This window comes from Ruegeria sp. S263 (genome assembly GCF_056780525.1).
On the sequence record NZ_CM165558.1, the window covers coordinates 1,639,669 to 1,661,241 of the forward strand.

Consider the following 21,573-nt stretch of genomic DNA (forward strand, 5'->3'; position numbering starts at 1 on the left):
TCAGGCCTCGGCGTAGATATCTGCCCAGAGCTCTTCCACAGAAGGCTCGGGGCTTTCTTTCGAGAATTCGGCAGCCTGATTGACGATCTCTTTGATCTCTTTGTCGATCGCCTTCAGGTCGTCCTCGGTCGCGTGTTTGCCGGTCAGCAGTAGTTCGCGCACATGCTCAATTGGATCGCTTTGCTCGCGGACCTTCTGAACCTCTTCGCGGGTGCGATACTTGGCCGGGTCGGACATCGAGTGGCCGCGATAGCGATAGGTTTTGACCTCGAGGATGTAGGGTCCCTTACCGGCGCGACAGTGGGCGACGGCTTTCTCACCGGCCTCTTTGACGGCCAGAACGTCCATGCCATTGACAATTTCACCGGGGATACCGAAGGCCTCACCTCGGTGGTAGATGTCTTTGGTCGAGGTCGAGCGCGCCTGAGAGGTCCCCATAGCGTATTGATTGTTTTCGATCACGAATACGACGGGCAATTCCCACAGGGCGGCCATGTTGAATGTCTCGTAAACCTGACCCTGGTTGGCCGCACCATCACCGAAATAAGTAAAGGTGACTCCACCGTTTTCCTTGTACTTGTCGGCAAAGGCCAGACCTGCGCCCAACGGGACCTGCGCGCCAACGATGCCGTGCCCACCATAGAAGTGCTTCTCTTTAGAGAACATGTGCATCGAGCCGCCCTTGCCCTTGGACAGGCCGCCAATACGTCCGGTCAGTTCGGCCATCACACCGCCCGGATCCATGCCGCAGGCCAGCATGTGACCGTGGTCGCGGTAAGAAGTAATCCGCTTGTCGCCGTCCTTGGCTGCGGCCTCGAGGCCCACAACAACGGCTTCCTGGCCAATATACAGGTGACAGAATCCACCAATAAGACCCATGCCATAAAGTTGACCGGCCTTTTCTTCGAATCGGCGGATCAGCAGCATCTCTCGGTAGTAGGTGGTCAGTTCTTCCGACGAAACATTTGGTTTCTTTGCGGTTTTTCGCGCAGCCATTGTGGCGATCTCCCCCTCTCGGCAAGATAGTTTAGCGTTAAACTATCTCATAAAGCATTTGCCGCTTTCTGGCGAGGGTAAATGTGACGCAGCGTCCGATCTCGCGAAAATCGGGGTGCGGCTTGCTTCAAAATCGAACAATTCAGTGGAGGATCAACGGATGACAACCTCATCTGAGCGGATCATTCCCAGCACAGAGCGTGCTTGCTGGTCCAACAAATCCAAGTCCAGATAAGTATCCGACAAACGGCGGGTCAGGTTCTCCATCTCTGCAATTTCAGCCTCGAGCTTGTCGAGGTCGCGCGACAGAGCGTCCCGTTCCGCTGCAATCTCGACCCGTCGGAACAGGCCATAGTCACCTTGCACGGCGGCAAAGGTGAAATAAACACCCAGCATAAACGCCACCATAAAGAATGCGACTGCGCCCAAACCGGGCCGATTGGAACGGGACACTCTGTTTACCGCCGTATGAAGTCTGCCTCAATAACGGGTCCTTTTTGGACCTCTGAAAGCACTATGTCACAGGTGATTCGGGTTGTGAATCCCCTGATTCGACAAAAACGCGCGGGCTAGCGGATTTATTGCTCTAGCGCGGCAACACCGGGTAGGGTTTTGCCTTCCATCCATTCCAGGAACGCGCCGCCTGCAGTCGAGATGTACGAGAAATCCTTGGCCGCACCCGACGCATTCAAAGCCGCGACCGTGTCACCCCCACCCGCGACCGAGACCAATTGCCCGGACCGCGTCAGTGCCGCGGCTTTCAGCGCTGCCGCGTTGGTTGCGGTATCGAAAGGCTCAATCTCGAACGCGCCCAGCGGCCCGTTCCAGATCAGGGTCTGGCTTTGTCCGAAGATGTCTGAAATCGCCGCCACGCTGTCGGGGCCTGCGTCAAGGATCATTCCGTCATCCGTACATTGATCGGCGGGCAGAACCTGATGAGGGGCACCTGCTTCGAACTTTTCGGCCACGACGATGTCGGTGGGCAGGACGATGGTACAGCCCGAGGTTTCGGCCTTGGTCATGATCTCGGCTGCGGTGTCCTTCATCGCTGTTTCCGCCAGCGATTTGCCCACGTTCAGACCCTTGGCCACCAGAAACGTGTTGGCCATGCCGCCACCGATAACCAGGTAGTCCACCTTGTCGATCAGATTGCCCAGCAGTTCCAGCTTGGTCGAGACCTTGGCCCCGCCCACAACGGCTGTCACAGGGCGTTTGGGCGCGCCCAAAGCGCCCTCAAGCGCCTCAAGCTCGGCCTGCATCAGCCGACCAGCGCAGGCAGGCAGCATGCGGGCAATAGCCTCGGTCGAGCTGTGAGCGCGGTGCGCGGCGGAAAATGCGTCGTTGCAATATACATCGCCCAGACGCGCCATACCGGCAGCCAGATCAGCGTCATTCTTGGTTTCCGCTGCGTGAAAGCGGGTGTTTTCCAAAAGCAGCACCTGACCGGGTTGCAACTGTTCGGCGGCCAGTTCCGCCTCGGTGCCGACGCAATCGGCGGCGAATAGGACAGTCGAGCCAAAAGCGGTCTCAAGCGTCGGGACCAATTGCTTCAGCGACAGGTTCTCGCGGCGTTCACCGCCGGGGCGTCCAAAATGCGCCAGCAGGATCGGTTTGCCGCCCGCCGCAAGGATGTCGCGTACCGTGGGCACGATGCGCTGGATGCGGGTCGCGTCGGTCACAACGCCGTCAACAACTGGTACGTTGATGTCCACGCGTACCAGCACACGCTTGCCGTTCAGGTCCATATCATCCAGCGTTTTCCAGCCCATCGTTTCATCCTTGTCGTTACAACCGCTTTAGGCGGTTCTTTTCCTGCATTTTGCCCTCAGGTCAATGCGTCACTTGGCATTCATGCGTCCGCGTCATAGGTATTTGCGCAAGATAAACGACAGGAGGGCCTCATGGCCGAGATCAAGGATCCCGAAAACACCATCATCATCGAACTGAAAGACGGCAATGTCGTCATCGAGCTGCTGCCCGATGTGGCCCCCCAGCACTCGGCCCGGATGAAAGAACTGGCCCGTGGTGGTGAGTATGACAACGTGGCCTTCCACCGTGTGATCGACGGTTTCATGGCGCAGACAGGCGACGTGCAGCACGGCGATATGGAAGACGGATTCAACATCCGCATGGCCGGTACAGGTGGGTCGTCGCTGCCGAACGTTCCGGCAGAATTTTCGAAACTGCCCCACGATCGCGGCACATTGGGCGCGGCACGTTCGCAGAACCCAAACTCGGCCAACTCGCAGTTCTTCATCAACTTCAAGGACAATCACTTCCTGAACGGCCAGTACACCGTCTATGGCCGCGTTATCGACGGGATGGAGCACGTGGACGCCATCGTCCGGGGTGAGCCGCCGATGAGTCCTGACCGTATGATCAGCGTTAAGGTGGCAGCCGATGTATAAGCTGGCAGCCGCATTTGCTTTGCTGGCCAGCCCCGCGTTGGCCACTGGTTTGCAGATCGAGATCGAGGGCGAGGGGGCTAATGGCACCGTAACCGTTGATTTGTTTGACGATCTGGCTCCGAAGCACGTTGAACAGATCAGCACCCTTGCCGCCGAAGGCAAGTATGACGGTGTGGTCTTTCACCGCGTGATCGACGGCTTCATGGCACAGACCGGCGACGTGGAACATGGCCGTCTGGGCAGCGATCTGCGTCGTGCTGGCACCGGTGGGTCGGACCGGCCTGACCTGCCTGCCGAGTTCTCGGACTTCAATTACGACCGCGGTGTCGTGGGCATGGCACGGGCACAGGACCCCAACAGTGCCAATTCGCAGTTCTTCATCATGTTTGCGCCCGGTCCGTTTCTGAACGGCCAATATACTGTTGTTGGACAGGTGACCGACGGGATGGACATTGTCGACGCGATCAAGCGTGGCGATGGCCCCAACGGAGCAGTCATCGGACAGCCCGACGTGATGAAAAAAGTTACTGTAACCGAGTAACAAAAAAGGCCCCGACGCAGATTGCGCCGGGGCCTTTTTGATAGACGGGGCTTAGTCGTCGCCCATGGCTTTCCAGATCACGGCCCCAATCGCACCGCCGATCAGCGGGGCCAACCAGAATAACCAGAGTTGTGAAAGGGCCGGGCCGTCGGCAAACAGCGCAACACCGGTTGAGCGCGCCGGGTTTACGGATGTATTCGTCACCGGGATCGAAATCAGGTGGATCAGAGTCAGGCCCAACCCGATGGCGATGGGGCCGAAACCAGCCGGAGCACCCTCAGACGTCGCGCCCAGAATGATTACGATGAAAAACGCCGTCAGTACGATCTCGATGATCAAGGCGGACATCATCGAATACCCTTCGGGGGACGCTTCGCCATAGCCGTTGCTGGCAAAGCTTCCGACCCCAGTGAATTCGGGTGCGCCGCTTACGATCAGGTACAGGACGACCGCTGCGGCAATTGCGCCGACGACCTGGGCGATCCAATAGGGAATAAGGTCTTTTGCCGGGAACCTTCCACCGATCATCAGGCCAAGACTGACGGCAGGATTGAAGTGCCCGCCCGAAATATGGCCGACTGCGTATGCCATTGTCAGAACGGTTAAGCCAAAAGCGAAAGATACACCCAGCCAGCCGATGCCGACATCGGCGACGCCTGCCGCTAAGACGGCGCTGCCGCAGCCGCCCAGTACCAGCCAGAACGTGCCGAAGAATTCGGCCATGAGTTTTGATGACATGAAAAGCCCTCCGAAAAACAATGGGTTCAGTGTAATTCAAAAAACCTGTTTTGTGAAATTTTTACGGAACCCGGTTCCGCCAAGGCAGGTTAATTCCAGGTCACGGGATCCAGCCGGAACAGCTTGGCCAACTGCTCGTAAATGCCGGGCGCCTCGGACTTCAAGGCGCGGGGCCGTTCAAAAAAGACCTCGACCGATACCGCAAAGAACTCTTCGTGCCCGACGGCGCCATATGGGTCGATGACCGTGTGCCGCCCTTTTTCTACGGATTGAACATGGGCATCGTATGCCGCCAGAAATGCTCGTTCCCACTCGGCGAAGGTCTGGCCTTCGCTGAGGATTGGAACGCCGTTGGTTCCGCCCGACAGATCGTCGATCTGATGTGCGAATTCGTGCAGGACTACGTTTTGTCCATCATGATCATCCAATGCGCCTTGCCTGCTGTGAGACCACGACAGAATGACCGGCCCCCGATCCCAGCTTTCCCCGGTGCGGATGATTTCCTTTTCGCTGACCACATAGCCGTCCTGCCTGCGTTGCCGGGACTTGAAGGCGTTGGGGTAGATCAGGATCGTGGTGAGGTGATCGTACCAGAGCGTGTTGTTGATAATCAGGAGACATGCCTGCGCGGCGATGGCCAGACGCATTTCTTCCGTGACCTCAAGACCGTCACAACCAAAAAACCGGACCTGATTCAGAAACAGGTTCACCTTGCCGTCGAGGCCTACGCGCAGGTCAGGCGGCAAACGGCGCACCAAGGGAACCTGGGCTTCGATTATGGCGCGCTGTTCAGGGGTAAGTGGGGTGGACAGCAGGGCCTTACGCTCCTGTGTTCTGGCCCAATGGCGATAGGTAAAAAAGCCTGCGATCAACAGAACTAAGGCAAAGAAAATCCACATTTCACAAGCTTATACAGGCGGGTTGCGTCTTGGAACCTGAAAGTGCGCCGTGGTCCAAGGCAAAAAAGAAACGCCGCAGGTTTCCCTGCGGCGTTGAATTTTCAATCCGGGCGAAGCAGGTGTTACTGCTTGACCTCCGCCGCCGGATTTGCGCCGCCCTTGGCACTACGGCCAGGGTTCAGCGGGTCGTCCTGACGCTGGACCGAACCTTCGAAATGCGCGCCGCTTTCGATGGCGATGGTCTTGTGAATGATGTCGCCTTCGACACGTGCGGTCGAGGTCAGGCGTACTTTTAGACCACGCACACGGCCCACAATACGGCCGTTGATTACCACGTCATCTGCGGTGACTTCGCCCTTGATGGTCGCGGTTTCACCGATCGTCAGAAGATGCGCGCGAATGTCGCCTTCGACAGTTCCTTCAACCTGGATATCGCCCGAGGTTTTCAGGTTGCCGGTGATGTGCAGATCCGAAGACAGAACCGACGCCGGAGGCTTGGGCTTGGGCGCGGTGCTCGCCTTGTTTTCTGACGGTGCAGGGGCAGCCGGTGTTGCTGGTGCGGCGGGTTTTGCCGCTTCTGGTGCATTCGAACCGGGCTCGTTGATTTTGCTCTTAGAAAACATTTCTCGCAGCCTTGATGTAAGTCATTGGGTTAACAGGTTTTCCGTTCACGCGTACTTCATAGTGCAGATGCGTGCCGGTCGACCGTCCGGTGCTACCCATATCAGCAATATGATCCCCGCGCGAGACCCTTTGACCAACCTTTACCTTGATCTTGGTATTATGGGCGTAAAGTGTCTCAATTCCGAAGGCATGCTTGATTTTTACCAGCCGTCCAAACCCGGATTGCCAGCCTGCATGGGTGACCACTCCGTCAGCGGTCGCAAATATATCCGTTCCATGTGCACCTGCAAAATCAGCACCGTTATGCATGCGGCGACCTCCGGTCTTGGGGTCGCGGCGTGTCCCGTAGCCACTGGTGAAGCGGACAACCGCGTTTACCGGGCTTGCAAACGGCGCTTTTTCTGCAGCAATGCGATAGAGGTTCAGCTGATCCATCTGCTGCAGCAGGGTATTCGCGCGGATTTCGTCGGGGGTCAGTTCCTCACCGCGCGTGCTGAAGGATATGGGGGTTAGGGGGCCACCCATGCCACTGTACCCACGCCGCACTTCTTCGATGATACGGTCGGTGGGCATTCCTGCTTTGCGGAACATCTTGTCGAGCGGCTCGACAGAGATGACCATTGCCTCTTCTAGCTGACGGAAAATTTCGTCGCTGCGTTCCTGCATTAGCTGGATTTCCAGTTCCAGCTCGTCGCGCTGATCCAGCGCAACCTTGGCATCGGCCGCGATCTGATCACGTTCCATCGCGGTCCTGACCAATGCCTCGGTCATGAAGTTCATTTGGGCAGGGTTAGTGGCATATGCCATCTGCACCTCGCCCGAACCTGCCTCTTGGTTCATCTTGGCCAGCTCTGTGCGGGCTTCTTCGCGCTGCTTCATTGTCGCGCGCAAGGTCGTCTGGATCACTTCGATCCCGGTCTCAAGCTCGCGGCGGCGGTTTTCCGAGGCCAGCAGCTCGGACTGCATGGCGGAAATCTGTTCGAGCGCCGCGTTGAACCGGTCTTGCGCCATCAACGCTTCTTGCGCGCGGACGTCCCGTTCGGCCGACAGAACATTCAGCCGTTCCTGATAGGTGGCCTGATCTCGCTTCGCCTGTTCGCGGAAGTTGCCGGATCCGATGCTGTCCATCAGCAAGATCGCGGTCGCGACAGCGGTCCAGCCAACAATCACCGCAACGCCAGCAACAGCAGCGATCTGCGTTTCCGAACTAAGCCGGATGAACCGTGTGTCGTTGTCGGATTTCAGAAAAACCCTGCGTTCCGGAAAATGCCGTTCAAGCAGCGAGTGTAGTTTGATTGCCAGACGTGTTCGCACGCGTCTTCCCTCTTAATCCCCAAGATCGGACTCGGTCGTGAGTGATAGCCGTCCCTTGGCCGAAGTGCATAGAGGGAGCTCAGGTTTTGGGCAAGTTTGTTAACCAGTTTACCCAACAAAGTAGGTTTTTCCCGCCAATTCTCGGCGGGAAATTGCCGATAACGTCAACTTGAGCACGTTTAATGGTCGTGTCCGGGCTGAGGCAGGTCTTCAGTCAAAGGCCAGTAGAAATCTGGCGGCAACCCCGCTTCGGCGCGTTTTTCCTCGTTGAAAGGGGGCTTCAGGACGCCGTGGAAATACCGCCGGACCAATTCGTGAAACACATCCTTTGGGTCGGCATTCTCACGCCCACATAGGAAGTCGTTATACCAACCAAAACCGATTTTTTCCCGTATCAATCAGCGAAATCCCCTTGTAACAATCAATGCATGGAGCCGAAAAACTTCCACTTCAAAAAGTTCCACGTGCATTATGGAACTTCTTCTCCTTAAAACCCTATCAAAAGTTCCATGCGCTTGAGTTCCAATCCGGATCGAATCGAGGACAGAAGCCGCAAACGGGAAGAGAAAGGGGTTTGGCTTGGGCAATTCTTCTGCTTTGCTTGGACGAGATCCCGCTTGCCGAAGCGGTTTCGCGTCTGTGCGCCGGAACTGTCGCCTAGTGAATCGACGCGCAGGTGACCACTTGAAGTACGAGGTCCGCAAGCAAAACGCTTCAGTGGCGCGGGCAAATGCCAATATACTCAGCGAACATAGGGTGGAAGCTCCTCAACGAGCGGCCAATAAAAATCAGGTGGCAATCCGGCGTCTGCGCGTTTTTCTTCGTTGAACGGAGGCTTTAAGCCCGCTTTGAAATAGCGCTTCACTAGCGCATGGAATACTTCTTTTGGATCACTGTTTTCCCTGCCACAGCCGAAGTTAAACCATTTCGCCCCATACGCCACGTGGCTGACTTCCTCGCTGTAGATGGTTTTGAGGCTTTCAACAGCCGCGGTCTCGCCGGCTTTCTCGAAAATTTCTATCATTCCTGGCGTTACATCTAGCCCTCGTGCCTCCAATACCATTGGAACGATAGCTAACCGCCCTTGCAGGTCATTTGCAGTATCTGATGCCGCACGCCACATTCCATCATGAGCGGGCAGGGCTCCGTAGTAGCTTCCCATCGTTTCCAGGCAATCACAGATTAGACTGAAGTGTTTTGCTTCGTCGTCTGCGGCTTTCACCCAATCGTCATAAAATCCCATCGGCATCGGTACGTGGGCGAAACGTGAGATAATATCCCAGTGCAGATCGACTGCATTGAGTTCGATATGAGCGACTGCATGCAGCAGCGCTATTCTTCCTGCCGGAGATCCAGGCTTGCGCTTTGGTACGTCGCGGGGGCTGAGCAACTCTGGTTGCCGCGGGCGAGCAGGATGATCTGGTGGAATAGAACGTCCGATTTCAATGACTTCCCCTGTAGTCCGCGCAGTTTTCCAAACAGAAGCGTAAGCTCGTGATTTGGCTGTTTTTGCGTGACCATCCTTCGTAGAGAGCACGTCGACTGCCATCGCAGTTAGCGTAGTCGGATGCTGCGTTTCAGCATCTTTTTCAGTACGGCTAGACAATGGGTAACTTGCTCCCGGGCCGGTAGAATTATCAGAGCTTGGCTTTTAACCAAATGGTGCAACAAACTTTTTAAGGTTGCCCAGTACGCCTACTATAGGGCGCAGCCTGCGTCCAGATTTCAGGTTGCTGCGTGGTCTGAACCGTCATGCGCTCCCGATTCAACGGCTGTGTGTCCGTGAGAGCGCATATTGAGTGACCGGTTCAATAGAAGATCGGACGGTTGATGAGCGGACTGAATCCGAGTTGATGAGCCAGCCCTTTAACTCGGGATACTGGCGCACGGATCGGTGAGTGGGGCTGGTAAACTAGACGAAGCGGGATACAGCACTGCTATCGGGGGTGACGACCTTAATCATCGCAGCCCTAGATTGCGGTGCAGTAGCCCTTGAGCCCCCCCCATCAGGTATTTGGATTCAAATCCCGTTTATACTTTCGCGCCTTTGCTAAGCATAAAGCTGTTTGGCTTTTGACCTTCTTTCATTACGAACCTAACCGTGTCGCTCGAAAATTTGGCGTAAGCAGGTGAAGAACTTTCCGTATTGAAGGTTGTTGGCTTGTGCAGTCTTTTTGAACCAAGCTTCATCTTCCTCCAAAATCGAGAGATGCAGTTGCCCAACGTATTGAGACCTTGGCCTTCTACCTGTTCGAGTTGGTTTTTCACCTGATGCAAGGTGCGGTTTGACAAAAATCTTGTGTTCATTTTCGAGAGCCAATCGCTCCAAAAAGCGCATTTCCAGTCTGTTCAGTATTTCAATCATCTGGGTTTCTGTCAGATGAACTCTTTCCGCCATTTAACGGCCCCCGCTTTTTGCCAAACCTTTGTGCAGTTGAAATTTACCCCGAGATTCAAAGTATACTGTATAGACGACTAGCGTTACGTGGGCGATTTGTCAAAATATGGCGAACGCAAAAAACGACCCTCTGCTATTGGCATTTTCAAGAGTTTTGCGTCGCCACAGACTCGCCAAGAAGTTATCGCAACTAGAGCTCGCCACGCAGGCTAACCGAAGCATGCAATACATCTCACTTCTGGAATCCGGCCACCACCAACCAACTCTCGGAACGCTACAACTTCTCAGTGGCGCACTTGGTCTATCTTTGACCAGATTGGTATCCGAAATTGAAGAAGAAGCTGAGTAGAATCTAGCGAATTCTCTCGGTACACCTCTGGACATTGAATCTATCGCAGAAAACAACTCTGACGATAGTCACAACTGCCACCGATCAATGAACTTCTCGATCTGGATGACGTTAGCTTGGAGCTTCGTTCGCAGCGTCGATGCTAGGATGTTTGCCATGGGCGTGTCCTCATGTTGCGTGATAAGTCCATCATTGCCGGTCCACCGGATGTCGAAGAAATCAGGGCAGGGCATCTCCATGCCGCGGAGGGTGGCTTTCTCGTATTCCTCGAAAAACCACTCCCTAACGGTTCGCTTGATATACTCAGGCGCATCATCGTCTTCGAGTTGAAGGACCATCTGCTCTCGCCATGCGGCCCAGCCATAGGCGATTTCTTCAGGCCTCAAATGGATTCCGTTCATTTCGCCCTCCTTTCAGCTACTCCGCCTTCGCGTCGATGATCTCAGAGCTCCGCTTTTCCGCCATCTCTTCATAAGTCAGGTCTGCGCGATCCTTTGGTCCGATGGGAAACCACCGGCCGCTTTCGTCGTCTCTGACAGCAAATGTCATCCGCTAAAACGCGGATCTTCAGTCTCGGTGTAAACCGGCTCAATCACTCTCATCGTCATTCTCATCATACACTTTGCGCGCCCTGATCTCTTCTGCGGTGATCGGATCAGACAGCGGCAGTCGCCCGGCGATAAACTCGGCCTTACTCCTTGCCAGGAATGCCCTAGTCAGTTCATCACCTCGCTCACCTGTTTTCCGCATCCAGAGCGTTGCGGCCTTCTCGACCAAAGCCCAGACGGTCTGCTTGCGCTTGTGGCTCAGGATCTCGCCCTTGATGCCTCGCTCTGCAATGCCGAGCTTGGCGCATTCTCTTTCGTTCATTTGGACTTCATAGTCGGAGATTTCAGCGAGGTCGCTGATGTTGCTCAGGTGCGCCCTGGCAACCTCTCTCTCATTCACAAAGACAACGACTTTGAGCATGTTTCACCAATTCTTCTTCACGCAAGCAGGGCAACGTCCGTGCTCATCAGTCCGGTCGATCTGACCCCTATAGCCACACACATTGCAGGCCATCCCATCCTTCAAAGGCCGCCCATCTCCGAATAGGCGCTTACTCTGCGGACGCCTGGACGACACGAGCTCATGTGCACACCAACAGCACAGCGTTGTGACAAAGCCCTCTACGAGCTGCACCTGGGCTGCGTTGCTGCACTTTTCGCAGCTGTGATTGGCTCGTTCGATTGTCGCTTGAAACAAGCTGTCGATCCGCTCGTCCTTAACCACAGTCCTGAAATAGATACGCAACTGGCCAAACTTTTGCTTTATCTGAGAGACCACAGGATACTCGACCTCCTGCTTGTCGCAGTGCTCCTTGATCTTCTGGAAAAGATCCGTGACATGACCTGCCCAGCCGTCGGGCGTGTAACCCAGCTCTTTCTCAACTGAATTCTTGATGTCGCCATAATCGACGACGCCGATATTGCTATCCGACATGACGGACTCCTCCTAAATGGTAGGAGTGGAGGGGCATGATCCCTTACCGTCGACGCTAATCTGGCGTAAAGAGCTTATAAGACTCCTGGCCCACCATGGCACTCCCAAAGGCTCGCTGAATCAGCGAGTTATTCGGTTGCTCAATTGGTGTACGCAGCAAGTCATAACTTAGGCATAGCTCAAGACGTCACAGTTGTGAAGTGCCTCTCATGCCACACTTAGATGTGTCCGCGGGCACAATCCTATCCAGCTACCCCCGTGCGGACACTGTGCCTGAGTCCTCGTTTCGCGGCAAACCCTGTGCTCGTTGTAATCTCTCGGTGCTACGATCCAGGAACTGGCCTTCGACGAATTCCCCATCTTGAACCCAAAACCTGTCTGGCGTCGAAATAGTCGATACGGCCCTTGCCGGTGATTTCCACCGTTTCGCCGGGTTTGGCATCTTCGTAGCCGTCAGACGTGGCAAAAACCCGATCATGTTTTCCAACGAGTTCATATTCGACGGAAATTCGTAGGTCATCATCAGTCAGGTTCTTAACTCGGTATCGCCATTCATACTCGATTTCTGAGCTTGGTGCGTTCCAAAGGCTCCAAAAGCTAGTCACGGACGCCCGTTCGGTTGAAATGTACAATCCCTCGAAAGAATCAGACACATAATCCAAGGGCGGATCTTCCTTTTCATCATCGTCCCACGCGATACCAGATCGCGAAGAGTCTCGCTCCGATCCAAAGCCTTGCGGGATTCCTCGATAGATTTCTGGGTGGATATTAAAGTACCCGACAATCAGAACGACCAACGGGATAATAGTAACGCCTATGCCATACCAAATGGGGTGTCTTCTGCTCATTTTGCGCCTCTCGATACTGACAAAGCACTGTTATAACTAGGAATGCGGCACTACAACTGGTGGCCAGCAGAACTGGCGTCTCGTCACTAGTCTTGTGCGCCATGCTTTGACATAGGGCGCCAATCGGACATGTTGCCCGCCAACTCAGGCACTTTAGAAAAGACGCGATCAGGGGCAGCGACACCGTGCGCTTCCAACCACTCACGTATCACCAACCAGTCGTCTTGTAGGCCTCGCGAGTACCGAACCTATTGAACCGACTATTGTAGAATTGTCGGCGCCGGCGGTGGTAACGCTTCATTTACATCGGTTGAATCCGTATTAGTCATCACAAGAACCGACGCCGTTGTGCCTACAAGCAATTCGACTCCCTCGGGGAGTTGGTCAATTTCTACTCTTACCGGAATTCGCTGTGCCAGTCGGATCCATTCAAACGTTGGACTCACGTTTGGCAAGAGATTGACTCCAACACTCCCATCACTTTTGGCAATTCCTCGCCCGATGCTATCCACCACCCCAGGAATTACGATATCGGGGTTAGACATGAGCGTTATGGCGGCGCGGTTACCAGGGGATATATCGCCTACATAGTTTTCGCGGAAATAAGCGTCGACCCAAAAGCTTTGGGCATCAATGAGTGCAAGGATCGGTTGATTAGCGACAGCCTGGCTGCCGAGACGCAATGTCAGATTTGCCACATATCCGTCAACTGAGGCATGTACTTTAGTGAATTCAAGGTTGAGGCGCGCAGCTTCTAGAGCAGCTTTAGCCTCGCGGAGGCTTGAGTTTTCCTCACCAGTTACGCCGCGGCTTGCAATTGAGCCCTCCAGCGAAGCCTGCGCTTGGGCGAGCGCGGCTTTGGCTTGAACCACTCCGCCTTGTGCTCTGGCGGTGTTTGCTTGAGCAACGTCCAAATCTCTTTGTAATTCGTCGAACTGTGACTCGGGGATGCGACCGTCGCTTACCAAAACAGAGGCCCGGTCAAATTGACGTTGTGCCTCTGTCTGCTGGGCTTTTGCGGAAGACAATTGAGACTCGGCTTGTTGGATCGACGATTCATATTGCTGAACACTCGCACGGGCGGCCTTAATTTGCTTATCCAAAGAAGCCAGATCTTCGACGGTTTTGTCGAATCTCGCTTGTGCTTGCGACAGTGCTGCTTCGAAAGTGCGCGGATCGATTTCGAAGAGAAGATCCCCAGCCTTTACAAACTGGTTGTCTCGTATCGGAAGGTTGACGATTGGCCCGGAAACGCGCGGTGCAACTTCTAGAACATTTGCGCGAACCTGCCCATTGCGCGTCCATGGGTTGGATACGTAAATGGCATATTTCAAGAACACGGCGCCCAAAGCGACGAGTACGATTGCAACTGTGACGATCAACTTGGTGTTTCGGTTCATTTGACTATGCCGGGATAAGAAAGGTTCCGATGACGGACGTATAGATTGCTACAAGTGCAACAAAAACCAACGCCGGATGAGAGATGAAACGCGACATTCGGAAACGGTTCAAAACACGCGCCGTCATCATAGTTAGAACGACTGCCAGTAGGGAAGATATGAAAAGTGGTGAGAGGTAGACGCCAAAAAAGTCGAATTCGCTTGGAACAGGTAGCATTTTTTCCTCGACTTCAGAAACGGGACTCTCGTAGTGCGTGCCAATCAATGAATTCCGCTCTGCCGGTGTACCCCAAAACACCCTCCGCAAGACCGCGATACGCGCCAAGAAGACGATACATGTTTTCGTAGTCAGCGGTATTCAAATTTGAACTAGACTCTTTGTTAATTAGGACTTCTACAGTCTTCTCAAGGGCTACAGTAGCGCTTTGAAGCCTGTTTTGCAGATATTCAGGGTCAATCCCCCCTGGGTCGCGTTCAATATCCAACATTACATCCGCAACGGCCAAGCGCCACTGCTTCATTGCTTCGCCACCGCCTTCTCTCAGTGAAGCTGCCTGTGACAGTCTTCGGGTTGCGGCAAATTCAATTAGCTTGCTGCTCAGCGCTTCCAAACTTGTCGCGATTTGAAGCGTATCCGTCCTTTTGGTATTGCCCAGTGCTGGTTCCGACAATGCAGATAGCCAAGGAACAAGTTTGGTCGGAATGCTATCTATCTCGCTGACATGTAGCGAAAGGCGCATCCGATTAAACCAGTTTGGTTGCTCTCTTTGGTCGGTAAGGCTGTGTCGGACCACATAATCCGCGCTAGAAAAGAAACGCTTTATTAGAGCTTCCACACGGATTTCCGGCCTTAAAGAAACCGGGAAAAAACGCGTGCATTCGATGATCACAATTACACAGAACAAACCGATGAACATGGTTGCAAAGAAGAGGAAACTGTATTGCTGCTGATTATCGATCTGAAGGCCGACCAGAAACAAGTTCAGGAAAAAACTTCGAACAATCATTTGTTCCGGGCGGGAAGTTAAGTAAGCCACCAGGACTGTGGTGCCGAAGATTAATAAAGCCAACTGCCAGAAGGTGGCCAATAGCGGTAATAGAACAAGGTGCACAGTTCCAACAATCAACAGTAGGATCGCTGCGAAAGGCAGCGCGACGGAGACAGACGCCTGCGGATGTAAAGCAAGGTTCAGAGCGAGAGAAACGCCTATGCATATTACAAGAGCCGGATTGGGAAAGCCTGGAACAAACAGGACACATGCCACTGTCGCAAGAAATATAACCTGAACACGGATTAGCGCGCTCCACATATCCCGATCAAGGAATTCGGATGTGGGTTTAGGTTGTTGGGATGAGGCCAAATGCCGGGTGTTTGCCTTCCAGCTTGCATCTTTAATGTTGGTCATCAAATCTGACAAAGACCGACTGTATTCTAGCGACCGTTGGACATTGTGACGGGTGGCAGTCATGGCAGCAAGTTGGAAGTGTCCTAGCCCGCTGTTGACCATTTCTTGGGTAATCTGGTTTTCGGTGTGATACCCAGCTTGCGATGCGGTTGCGGACAGAATTTTCTCCGCTTCAAGAAGATATTGCTCGGTACTCAGTATCGCGGAGCAAAGAGATTGGACTTGGGCTGTGTCACGGGAGTCTTCCAAGTCTCTTGCGTTCAAATATAAACGCTGAAGCTCTCGGTCCAGTGACGCCATATTTGCCACGAATTGCCGCCAGACAAGGCGTCTATCCCAGACGTCATAACTATCGACAATTGCGGCATCCAAAAGCCTTTCGACAGTGGAGCGCAATTGAGCGATCTGCATCCGAAGCTTTGGCAGGTCTTCCTTGCGCTCATTTCCAGTCAAGATGTCCAAGGTCGCCATGAGAAGACGTCGTTTTAAAGTAAGTGCTTTGCGTACTTCTTCTTCGAACTGTTCCCGACTGCTGTAGGGCCATAGCAGTGAGTAGACGACACTGAAGCACACAATACCAAGGACGGTTTGCTGAGCCCGAAGAACCACAACAGTAAAATCATTGACCGGGTTTTCGCCGCCTCCAATGACCAATATGGGCACCACAAATCCGGCAGTCATCCAGAAGTATGAGCGAGACGTTCGAAACATATTGAAGCAACAGAATGCCAGCCATAAACTGAGCGCTGCGATAAATAGCCAACGATCCTGCGGGAACAGCGACAGCAGAGCAATCGCAACGACAATTGCCAAGAACGTGCCACCCAGCCGGAGTAGTCCTTTGTGAAAGGACTCGCCAAATGTTGTCAACGAACAAGCAACTATTGAGAGACCGGCCCAGTAGGGCTTAGCCCAGTCCATCGACAAAGCGATCCAATACGCAAGCACCAAAGCCAACGCCAATTTGATAGCAGCTTTAAGGCGCAAGGAGTCCATGGTCATGGCATCGTTTGATGAGATCACAATAATGCATTAATCGAGATGTATCTTGATCTTATGAGTTTTCCAATTGCAATCCTAAACAGGCTGAAATGGCGCGTTCACTCTCCTCCTTAGCTAGCCTTGCCCCGTGTGACAGCCCTGTGTCACAGAATGATTGCCTACATTGTGAAGCTGTTGAAAACGCTTGATGACAAGTCATATTTTGCTGAATAACTTGCCTAAAGCAGCCAGAAACGAAGGTGTTTGAAACAAAATACTTGGCCTTGGACATCGATTGGTGTGCCGCAATATTGCAGTTGAGGAACTAGCCTGATCGGGAGAGACGTGTGGAAGCTTTGATTTCTTATGCTCGAGAAAATGTTGTCATTCTTCTCTTTGTTGTCATCGGATTGGGGTATCTGGTCGGCAAGCTGAAGATTGCCGGTATCGGGCTTGGACCAACTACAGGAATACTGATTGTCGGGTTGGTTATCGGATTGGCACAAATCGAAGTTCCGGAAATAATCAAAGGGTTGACGTTTACAATTTACCTTTTTGTTCTGGGAACGATGGTTGGACCTGGCCTGGTGCGTGTTTTAACAAGTAAGTCGGCTTTCAAATACTTGGTAATGTGCGTTTTTACTGCCGTGGTCGCTGGGGTCTCGGTTTATCTCATGGCTTTGGTGTTTGGCTTGAACAACATTGTCGCCGGTGGGCTGACTGCCGGCGCGGTCACAACATCTGCGGTCCTAGCCGCCGCTCAAGGCGCTGTGTTTTCCGGATCGGTCCAGCTTCCAGAGGGTATGGCGCCGTCAGATGCGGGCAATATCCTCGCCAGCGCCTACGCCATCACTTATCTGTATGGCACATTTGGACTAATTATCCTTATTAAATTGTGCCCAACGCTTGTGGGAGCAGACATAGCTAAAGAAGCGGCGAAACTTGACGCAGTCGGGAGTGTGCCCCAGAAGCGCGTAGCGCCATCCGTTCGGGCCTGGAGGCTGGAATTACCGAAGTACATCGGAAGTACAACTGGCGAGCTTGTCAAAAACGTTGAAAAGCGGCGAGAAGAAGGAGCTTTACCTTCACTTGAGCAGGTAATTCGCAATGGAGAACGTTTGACCGTCACCGATGATCTGGTCCTTGCAAAAGATGATATCTTGACCTTCCTTGCGCCCAGCCATTTGCTCTTGAGGGGTAATGAGACGCTGGGGCCGGAAGTTGCGGATAATGACGCTTTGGCCGTGGATATGGCATCGGCAGAACTCGTTCTCACCAACAATGCACACGTCGGCAGAAGACTCTCGGAACTGCTAAACGAGCATGGCTACGGTGTCAGCCTGGAGCGCGTAGTGCGGCTCGGTACAGAAATGCCAATAGACGACGAGGATTTTGAACTGATCGCTGGGGACGTGCTGTTTGTGTTTGGTTCAGCACGGTGTGTGTCGATATTTGCCGACGAAGTCGGTTACGAGGTCACAAACCAGATGACGACTGATTTGATGAATACTTCATTTTTCATCGCCATATTTGCGGCCTTGGGTACGATTTCAGTGACCGTAGCCGGGATTGAAATTCCACCCCTCGGGGGGTCCGCAATGGGTGCCATGTTTGGCGGGGCTATTCTCGGTTGGTTAAGGACCCGCAGCCCCAGCATGGGGTCGGTATCCGCGCCCGCGGCAACGGCGCTCTCTGACCTAGGGTTGTCACTCTTTATCGCGGCTGTCGCAATTGGCGCAGGTGGTTCGTTGATTTCGACCATGCAGGCTTTTGGGGTAAACCTTCTGATTGCCGGAGCATTTGTGACGACGGTTTGCACGATTTCTTGTTTCTTGTTCGGGCACTTCATCATGAGGTTGAACGTTGCTGAGAACGCCGGTGCCACGACTGGCGTCATGACAGGCGTCGCAATCGCTGAGGTCTGCAAGGATGCCAAGAGTTCCGCACCGGCTGTTGCCTTTGGCTTACCAGGCGCTGTATCCAGCTTGACATTTATCGTCGTCGGACTCGTCATTCTGGCCATAGTGCCCTGAAAAGACTTCTTGCCGCCACTGGATCGGTTTCTCAATCGATTGTGTATTGTCTTGCTGTTGATCAAACAGGTCGCGAGGTGCACGTGCATCTCTCGACTGGTGAAAGTGCGAAAAAAGAAAAATCTGTCGAAGTGCCTACTTGTGGGCAGCTTTTTTCAACGGCGACTCGCAAGCTTCAGGGGTAACTTTAGGCTTCCGCCTCGATACCAAGGAATTCACCGACTTTGATCCGGTCTGGCGGGCTGTATCCCATCACGCGAAAGACCGGGGGAAGGTTACTTTCCACGTCTTTGGTAAGGCACCTTTGGTCAAGATAGGGGCGCCAAGCGAATGACCCACAAGTTTGACCAGAAAACAGTTGCATCTATCTCGATTTATGATCTTGTTTGATTTCATTGTGATATTGGACAAACGCAAGTTTCATTACAGCTGGGAGCAAAAAAGTGGCGAATACATCGACCGATGGACCTATCCTCGCGAAACCCGAAGATCTCAGTACAAACGTGCCGCTTGACCGCGTTCTCGAGATCAGCGCCTATCTCAACGCGCCGGAGAATATGGTCAAGGTACAGTTTCCATCTCCTGAAACGCAGTACTCCTATGTGAACTTCTCAAAAATCAGACCAACGGCGCAGGTAATGCGCGGTGGACCCGTGGTCGACCTGCCCTACGCAGTCGACCCGTCAATCGGGAATATCGAATACCGGAACAAGCATGGTGACTGGGTCAGCGTGGATGAACATTTTGCCACCAAACCAATCGACGCCATGATGGTCGTGAAAGGTGGTGAGATCGTTTACGAACGCTATCGCACGATGAAACCGCATGAGAAGCATCTGTGGATGTCCGTCACCAAAGTCACCGGGTCAACCATGATGGCGATGCATGAACATGAGGGGAATGTCGATGTGGACGCGCCGGTCAGTTCCTACCTGACAGAATTGCAAGGATCGGTATGGGACACGGTGAAAGTCGTCGAAGCCATGGACATGGCCACGGGCCTCAACGGCACAGAGCACGATGAGCCGGAGCCAAACTCGCGCACCGATCCTGACCAAATCTGGTTTCGCTGGGCGGCGACGAGCGCGGTCGGCATGTTGCCCGATGTGCGCGGTCGCAATGAAACATGGGTTGATGTCTTGCGCGATATGGAGCGGCATTCTCCACCGCATCAGAAGTTTGAATACAACTCCATCGACACCTTTGTCATGAACCGGATTAATGAGCGGATCGCCGACAAACCGCTCTACGCGCAGTTCTCAGAACGGTTGTGGTCTAAGCTTGGCATGGAGCATGACGCTTTTTACGTGGTCAGCCCGACCGGAAATACACTCGGTTTTTTCGGCATGAACTCTACGCTGCGCGATCTGGCCAGGTTCGGCATGGCCTTTTCGCCAAGCTGCGCGAAGCTGGCTGGTGAGCAACTGATCCCTGACGCGGTCATGGCCAAGATCTATGACCGGACGTATCTCGACATGTACGACAAGGGCTGGATCGGCAAGAAGAACAGCATCACCTTCTGGGATGATGCCGGCGCGATCTCTAACCGTTACCAGTGGGATGCTGTCTTTTCAGACGGCGACCTGTTCAAGGCCGGAGTGGGCGGGCAGGGGATTTACATCTCACCCGAGACCGACACCGTCGTGGCATTCTTCAGCACCAGTGATGGGGAAAACCAGGAAGAAGGCATGGCGCGTGCTATCGTTCGGGCAATCAACGGTAATCCGCTGCCTAGGTAACCTTCAAAGTTTTGAAGCGACAGTCAGGCCAAGATCAACAGTAGAGTCTGAGACAGGGAGAAGACCATGTGTTCGCGCATTTTTTTCAACAAGGATGGCCAACCAATGCTGGTAGGCCGGAATGAGGATTGGTTCGAGAGCTTGCAAACCAAAGTTTACGCGTTTCCCAAAGGGATGAAGCGTGACGGCGCGGTAGACGACAATCCTGAGACCTGGACATCGAAGTACGGAAGTATAGTTGGGGCCTGCTACGGCGCGGCAATTACTGATGGCATGAACGAAGCGGGATTGAACGCCAACCTGTTGTATCTCGCGGAGTCGGACTTTGGCCCTCGCGATACCTCAAAGGGCGGTCTGTCAGTTTCGATTTTTGCGCAATGGATGCTCGACAACTTCGCGACGGTGGACGAAGTGCTCGCTGCGCTAGACAGCATTCAGATCGTGCCGATCTACATGATGCATTTTGATGACAAGGTGCAGTCACCCTTCCACTACTCAATTGCCGACAAGACCGGCAACTCGGCGGTAATCGAGGTGTTGGACGGAAAGTTCAGCGTTCACAAAGGCCGTGATGTCACAATCATGACGAACTCGCCACCATACGAACAACAGCTTGAAAACATGAAGAAGTATGTTGGTCTTGGCGGGGATCAACCGCTTCCGGGCGGCTCGCAGGCCGACGAACGTTTTGTGCGCGGCGCCTATTATCTCAGTGCGCTGCCTGAGGAGCCGGCTGACTACCATGAGGCTGTCGCAAATGTACTGGCCGTCATTCGGAACATGTCAACGCCTTGGGGTATTAGTGATCCAACCCGGCCCAACGTCTCTCCCACCCGCTGGCGCACGATCAGTGATCTGACCAATGGAAGGTATTATTTCGAGTTCACTCAGAATCCGACAGTCGCTTGGATAGATTTGCACAAGCTCAACCTGAGCGACGGAGCGCCGGTCGTAATGTTCGATCTTAAGAAGGACATTCGAGCAACGGGAGAGGTTTCGGACTGTTTCAATCCATCAAAAGAACTGGCGTGGTTGCGCGGCGGATCAGTGCTCAACCCAGCCGAATTGTGAATAGCCAAAAAGGTGAGAAGATTCTGCCTCCTCCGATCTGATTTTTCAATAGGAGTAAGCAATTATGACCAGTGGTCCCGCCCCGAACCTGTTGCCACCAGCTGCCCTGCCGAAGCCCATCAACCCGGAAATCGGTAAAATCGCGACTGAACCCAAGAATTTCGGCACAATCACTCTGGCCGGACGGCGACATGTTCAAGGCTGGCTTCCAACGGCAGGCAATCTATGCGTCGTCGTCTCGCGATTTGGTTATCGTGCATTTTTCGGTGAACGCGGCGGACAATTCGATCATGCAATACCTGAGGCCCATCGCGACGTCGGGGCTTTTTGACTGAGCAAAACTAAT

General features: G+C 53.7%; 23 protein-coding genes and 1 pseudogene. 7 read left to right on the forward strand and 17 right to left on the reverse strand.

The features are described 5' to 3' along the window. The 3 genes from pdhA to ACT2B1_RS08230 form a co-directional block, all read right to left on the reverse strand. The gene (gene pdhA / locus ACT2B1_RS08220; protein WP_481668922.1) at nucleotides 1-996 is read right to left on the reverse strand and encodes a pyruvate dehydrogenase (acetyl-transferring) E1 component subunit alpha; all 996 of its coding nucleotides are present in this window, start codon (nucleotides 994-996) and stop codon (nucleotides 1-3) included. Between the two features lie 153 nt (nucleotides 997-1,149). Continuing rightward, nucleotides 1,150-1,449 carry an FtsB family cell division protein gene (locus ACT2B1_RS08225; RefSeq protein WP_171122187.1) on the reverse strand — a complete coding sequence of 100 codons (300 nt, stop codon included), beginning with the start codon at nucleotides 1,447-1,449 and terminating at the stop codon, nucleotides 1,150-1,152. Between the two features lie 125 nt (nucleotides 1,450-1,574). Beyond that, a complete protein-coding gene (locus ACT2B1_RS08230; RefSeq protein WP_171240592.1) occupies nucleotides 1,575-2,765 on the reverse strand; it encodes a phosphoglycerate kinase in 1,191 nt (396 codons plus the stop codon). A gap of 132 nt (nucleotides 2,766-2,897) precedes the next feature. Between ACT2B1_RS08230 and ACT2B1_RS08235 the strand changes: the two genes are divergently transcribed. Together ACT2B1_RS08235 and ACT2B1_RS08240 are read left to right on the forward strand one after the other, a co-directional pair. After that, nucleotides 2,898-3,404, forward strand: a complete 507-nt coding sequence (locus tag ACT2B1_RS08235; protein ID WP_481668923.1) for a peptidylprolyl isomerase — start codon at nucleotides 2,898-2,900, stop codon at nucleotides 3,402-3,404. Further along, the gene (locus tag ACT2B1_RS08240) at nucleotides 3,397-3,945 is read left to right on the forward strand and encodes a peptidylprolyl isomerase (RefSeq protein ID WP_171212681.1); all 549 of its coding nucleotides are present in this window, start codon (nucleotides 3,397-3,399) and stop codon (nucleotides 3,943-3,945) included. Before ACT2B1_RS08235 ends, ACT2B1_RS08240 begins: the two co-directional genes overlap by 8 nt. Nucleotides 3,946-3,996: 51 nt before the next feature. On the opposite strand, the gene aqpZ is transcribed toward ACT2B1_RS08240, so the two are convergent. From aqpZ to ACT2B1_RS08275, 7 genes and pseudogenes are all read right to left on the reverse strand, one after another. Beyond that, the gene (gene aqpZ / locus ACT2B1_RS08245; RefSeq protein WP_481668924.1) at nucleotides 3,997-4,683 is read right to left on the reverse strand and encodes an aquaporin Z; all 687 of its coding nucleotides are present in this window, start codon (nucleotides 4,681-4,683) and stop codon (nucleotides 3,997-3,999) included. 89 nt (nucleotides 4,684-4,772) lie between these two features. After that, nucleotides 4,773-5,582 (reverse strand): M90 family metallopeptidase, encoded by an 810-nt coding sequence (locus ACT2B1_RS08250; protein ID WP_171212682.1) that lies wholly within the window; start codon nucleotides 5,580-5,582, stop codon nucleotides 4,773-4,775. 122 nt (nucleotides 5,583-5,704) lie between these two features. Next, entirely contained in the window at nucleotides 5,705-6,205 is a 501-nt protein-coding gene (locus ACT2B1_RS08255) for a bactofilin family protein (RefSeq protein WP_171122193.1), read from the reverse strand. Next, the gene (locus tag ACT2B1_RS08260; RefSeq protein ID WP_481668925.1) at nucleotides 6,195-7,520 is read right to left on the reverse strand and encodes a DUF5930 domain-containing protein; all 1,326 of its coding nucleotides are present in this window, start codon (nucleotides 7,518-7,520) and stop codon (nucleotides 6,195-6,197) included. Before ACT2B1_RS08260 ends, ACT2B1_RS08255 begins: the two co-directional genes overlap by 11 nt. Nucleotides 7,521-7,699: 179 nt before the next feature. Then, nucleotides 7,700-7,879 (reverse strand): annotated as a pseudogene (locus ACT2B1_RS08265) (DUF455 family protein); the annotation flags it as partial. Nucleotides 7,880-8,262: 383 nt separating this feature from the next. Further along, the gene (locus ACT2B1_RS08270) at nucleotides 8,263-9,069 is read right to left on the reverse strand and encodes a ferritin-like domain-containing protein (protein ID WP_481669012.1); all 807 of its coding nucleotides are present in this window, start codon (nucleotides 9,067-9,069) and stop codon (nucleotides 8,263-8,265) included. Between the two features lie 546 nt (nucleotides 9,070-9,615). After that, on the reverse strand, nucleotides 9,616-9,918 hold the full coding sequence (locus ACT2B1_RS08275) for a hypothetical protein (RefSeq protein ID WP_170724461.1): 303 nt from the start codon (nucleotides 9,916-9,918) through the stop codon (nucleotides 9,616-9,618). Between the two features lie 106 nt (nucleotides 9,919-10,024). Between ACT2B1_RS08275 and ACT2B1_RS08280 the strand changes: the two genes are divergently transcribed. After that, a complete protein-coding gene (locus tag ACT2B1_RS08280; protein ID WP_170676400.1) occupies nucleotides 10,025-10,267 on the forward strand; it encodes a helix-turn-helix domain-containing protein in 243 nt (80 codons plus the stop codon). 68 nt (nucleotides 10,268-10,335) lie between these two features. On the opposite strand, the gene ACT2B1_RS08285 is transcribed toward ACT2B1_RS08280, so the two are convergent. The 7 genes from ACT2B1_RS08285 to ACT2B1_RS08315 all read right to left on the reverse strand — a co-directional run bounded on the left by ACT2B1_RS08285 (nucleotide 10,336) and on the right by ACT2B1_RS08315 (nucleotide 16,405). Beyond that, nucleotides 10,336-10,668: a hypothetical protein gene (locus ACT2B1_RS08285; RefSeq protein ID WP_481668926.1), complete on the reverse strand. Its 333-nt coding sequence runs from the start codon at nucleotides 10,666-10,668 to the stop codon at nucleotides 10,336-10,338. Nucleotides 10,669-10,855: 187 nt separating this feature from the next. Then, a complete protein-coding gene (locus ACT2B1_RS08290) occupies nucleotides 10,856-11,137 on the reverse strand; it encodes a hypothetical protein (protein ID WP_481668927.1) in 282 nt (93 codons plus the stop codon). Between the two features lie 102 nt (nucleotides 11,138-11,239). Continuing rightward, nucleotides 11,240-11,749 carry a hypothetical protein gene (locus tag ACT2B1_RS08295; protein ID WP_481668928.1) on the reverse strand — a complete coding sequence of 170 codons (510 nt, stop codon included), beginning with the start codon at nucleotides 11,747-11,749 and terminating at the stop codon, nucleotides 11,240-11,242. A gap of 323 nt (nucleotides 11,750-12,072) precedes the next feature. Continuing rightward, nucleotides 12,073-12,597, reverse strand: coding sequence for a hypothetical protein (locus ACT2B1_RS08300; protein ID WP_480686594.1), 525 nt, complete (start codon nucleotides 12,595-12,597; stop codon nucleotides 12,073-12,075). Nucleotides 12,598-12,857: 260 nt separating this feature from the next. Further along, nucleotides 12,858-13,997 (reverse strand): HlyD family secretion protein, encoded by a 1,140-nt coding sequence (locus tag ACT2B1_RS08305; protein ID WP_481668929.1) that lies wholly within the window; start codon nucleotides 13,995-13,997, stop codon nucleotides 12,858-12,860. A 4-nt stretch (nucleotides 13,998-14,001) separates the two neighbouring features. After that, nucleotides 14,002-14,214, reverse strand: a complete 213-nt coding sequence (locus ACT2B1_RS08310; protein WP_353392282.1) for a DUF1656 domain-containing protein — start codon at nucleotides 14,212-14,214, stop codon at nucleotides 14,002-14,004. 13 nt (nucleotides 14,215-14,227) lie between these two features. Then, nucleotides 14,228-16,405, reverse strand: coding sequence for an FUSC family protein (locus tag ACT2B1_RS08315; protein ID WP_481668930.1), 2,178 nt, complete (start codon nucleotides 16,403-16,405; stop codon nucleotides 14,228-14,230). A 326-nt stretch (nucleotides 16,406-16,731) separates the two neighbouring features. Between ACT2B1_RS08315 and ACT2B1_RS08320 the strand changes: the two genes are divergently transcribed. The 4 genes from ACT2B1_RS08320 (at nucleotide 16,732) to ACT2B1_RS08335 (ending at nucleotide 21,558) form a co-directional block, all read left to right on the forward strand. After that, nucleotides 16,732-18,417 (forward strand): aspartate-alanine antiporter-like transporter, encoded by a 1,686-nt coding sequence (locus ACT2B1_RS08320; RefSeq protein ID WP_170788792.1) that lies wholly within the window; start codon nucleotides 16,732-16,734, stop codon nucleotides 18,415-18,417. A 443-nt stretch (nucleotides 18,418-18,860) separates the two neighbouring features. After that, a complete protein-coding gene (locus ACT2B1_RS08325) occupies nucleotides 18,861-20,156 on the forward strand; it encodes a serine hydrolase domain-containing protein (RefSeq protein ID WP_170724468.1) in 1,296 nt (431 codons plus the stop codon). Nucleotides 20,157-20,222: 66 nt separating this feature from the next. Further along, a complete protein-coding gene (locus ACT2B1_RS08330) occupies nucleotides 20,223-21,227 on the forward strand; it encodes a linear amide C-N hydrolase (protein ID WP_170621463.1) in 1,005 nt (334 codons plus the stop codon). 64 nt (nucleotides 21,228-21,291) lie between these two features. Then, nucleotides 21,292-21,558, forward strand: coding sequence for a hypothetical protein (locus ACT2B1_RS08335; protein ID WP_481668931.1), 267 nt, complete (start codon nucleotides 21,292-21,294; stop codon nucleotides 21,556-21,558). Nucleotides 21,559-21,573 lie beyond the last annotated feature (15 nt).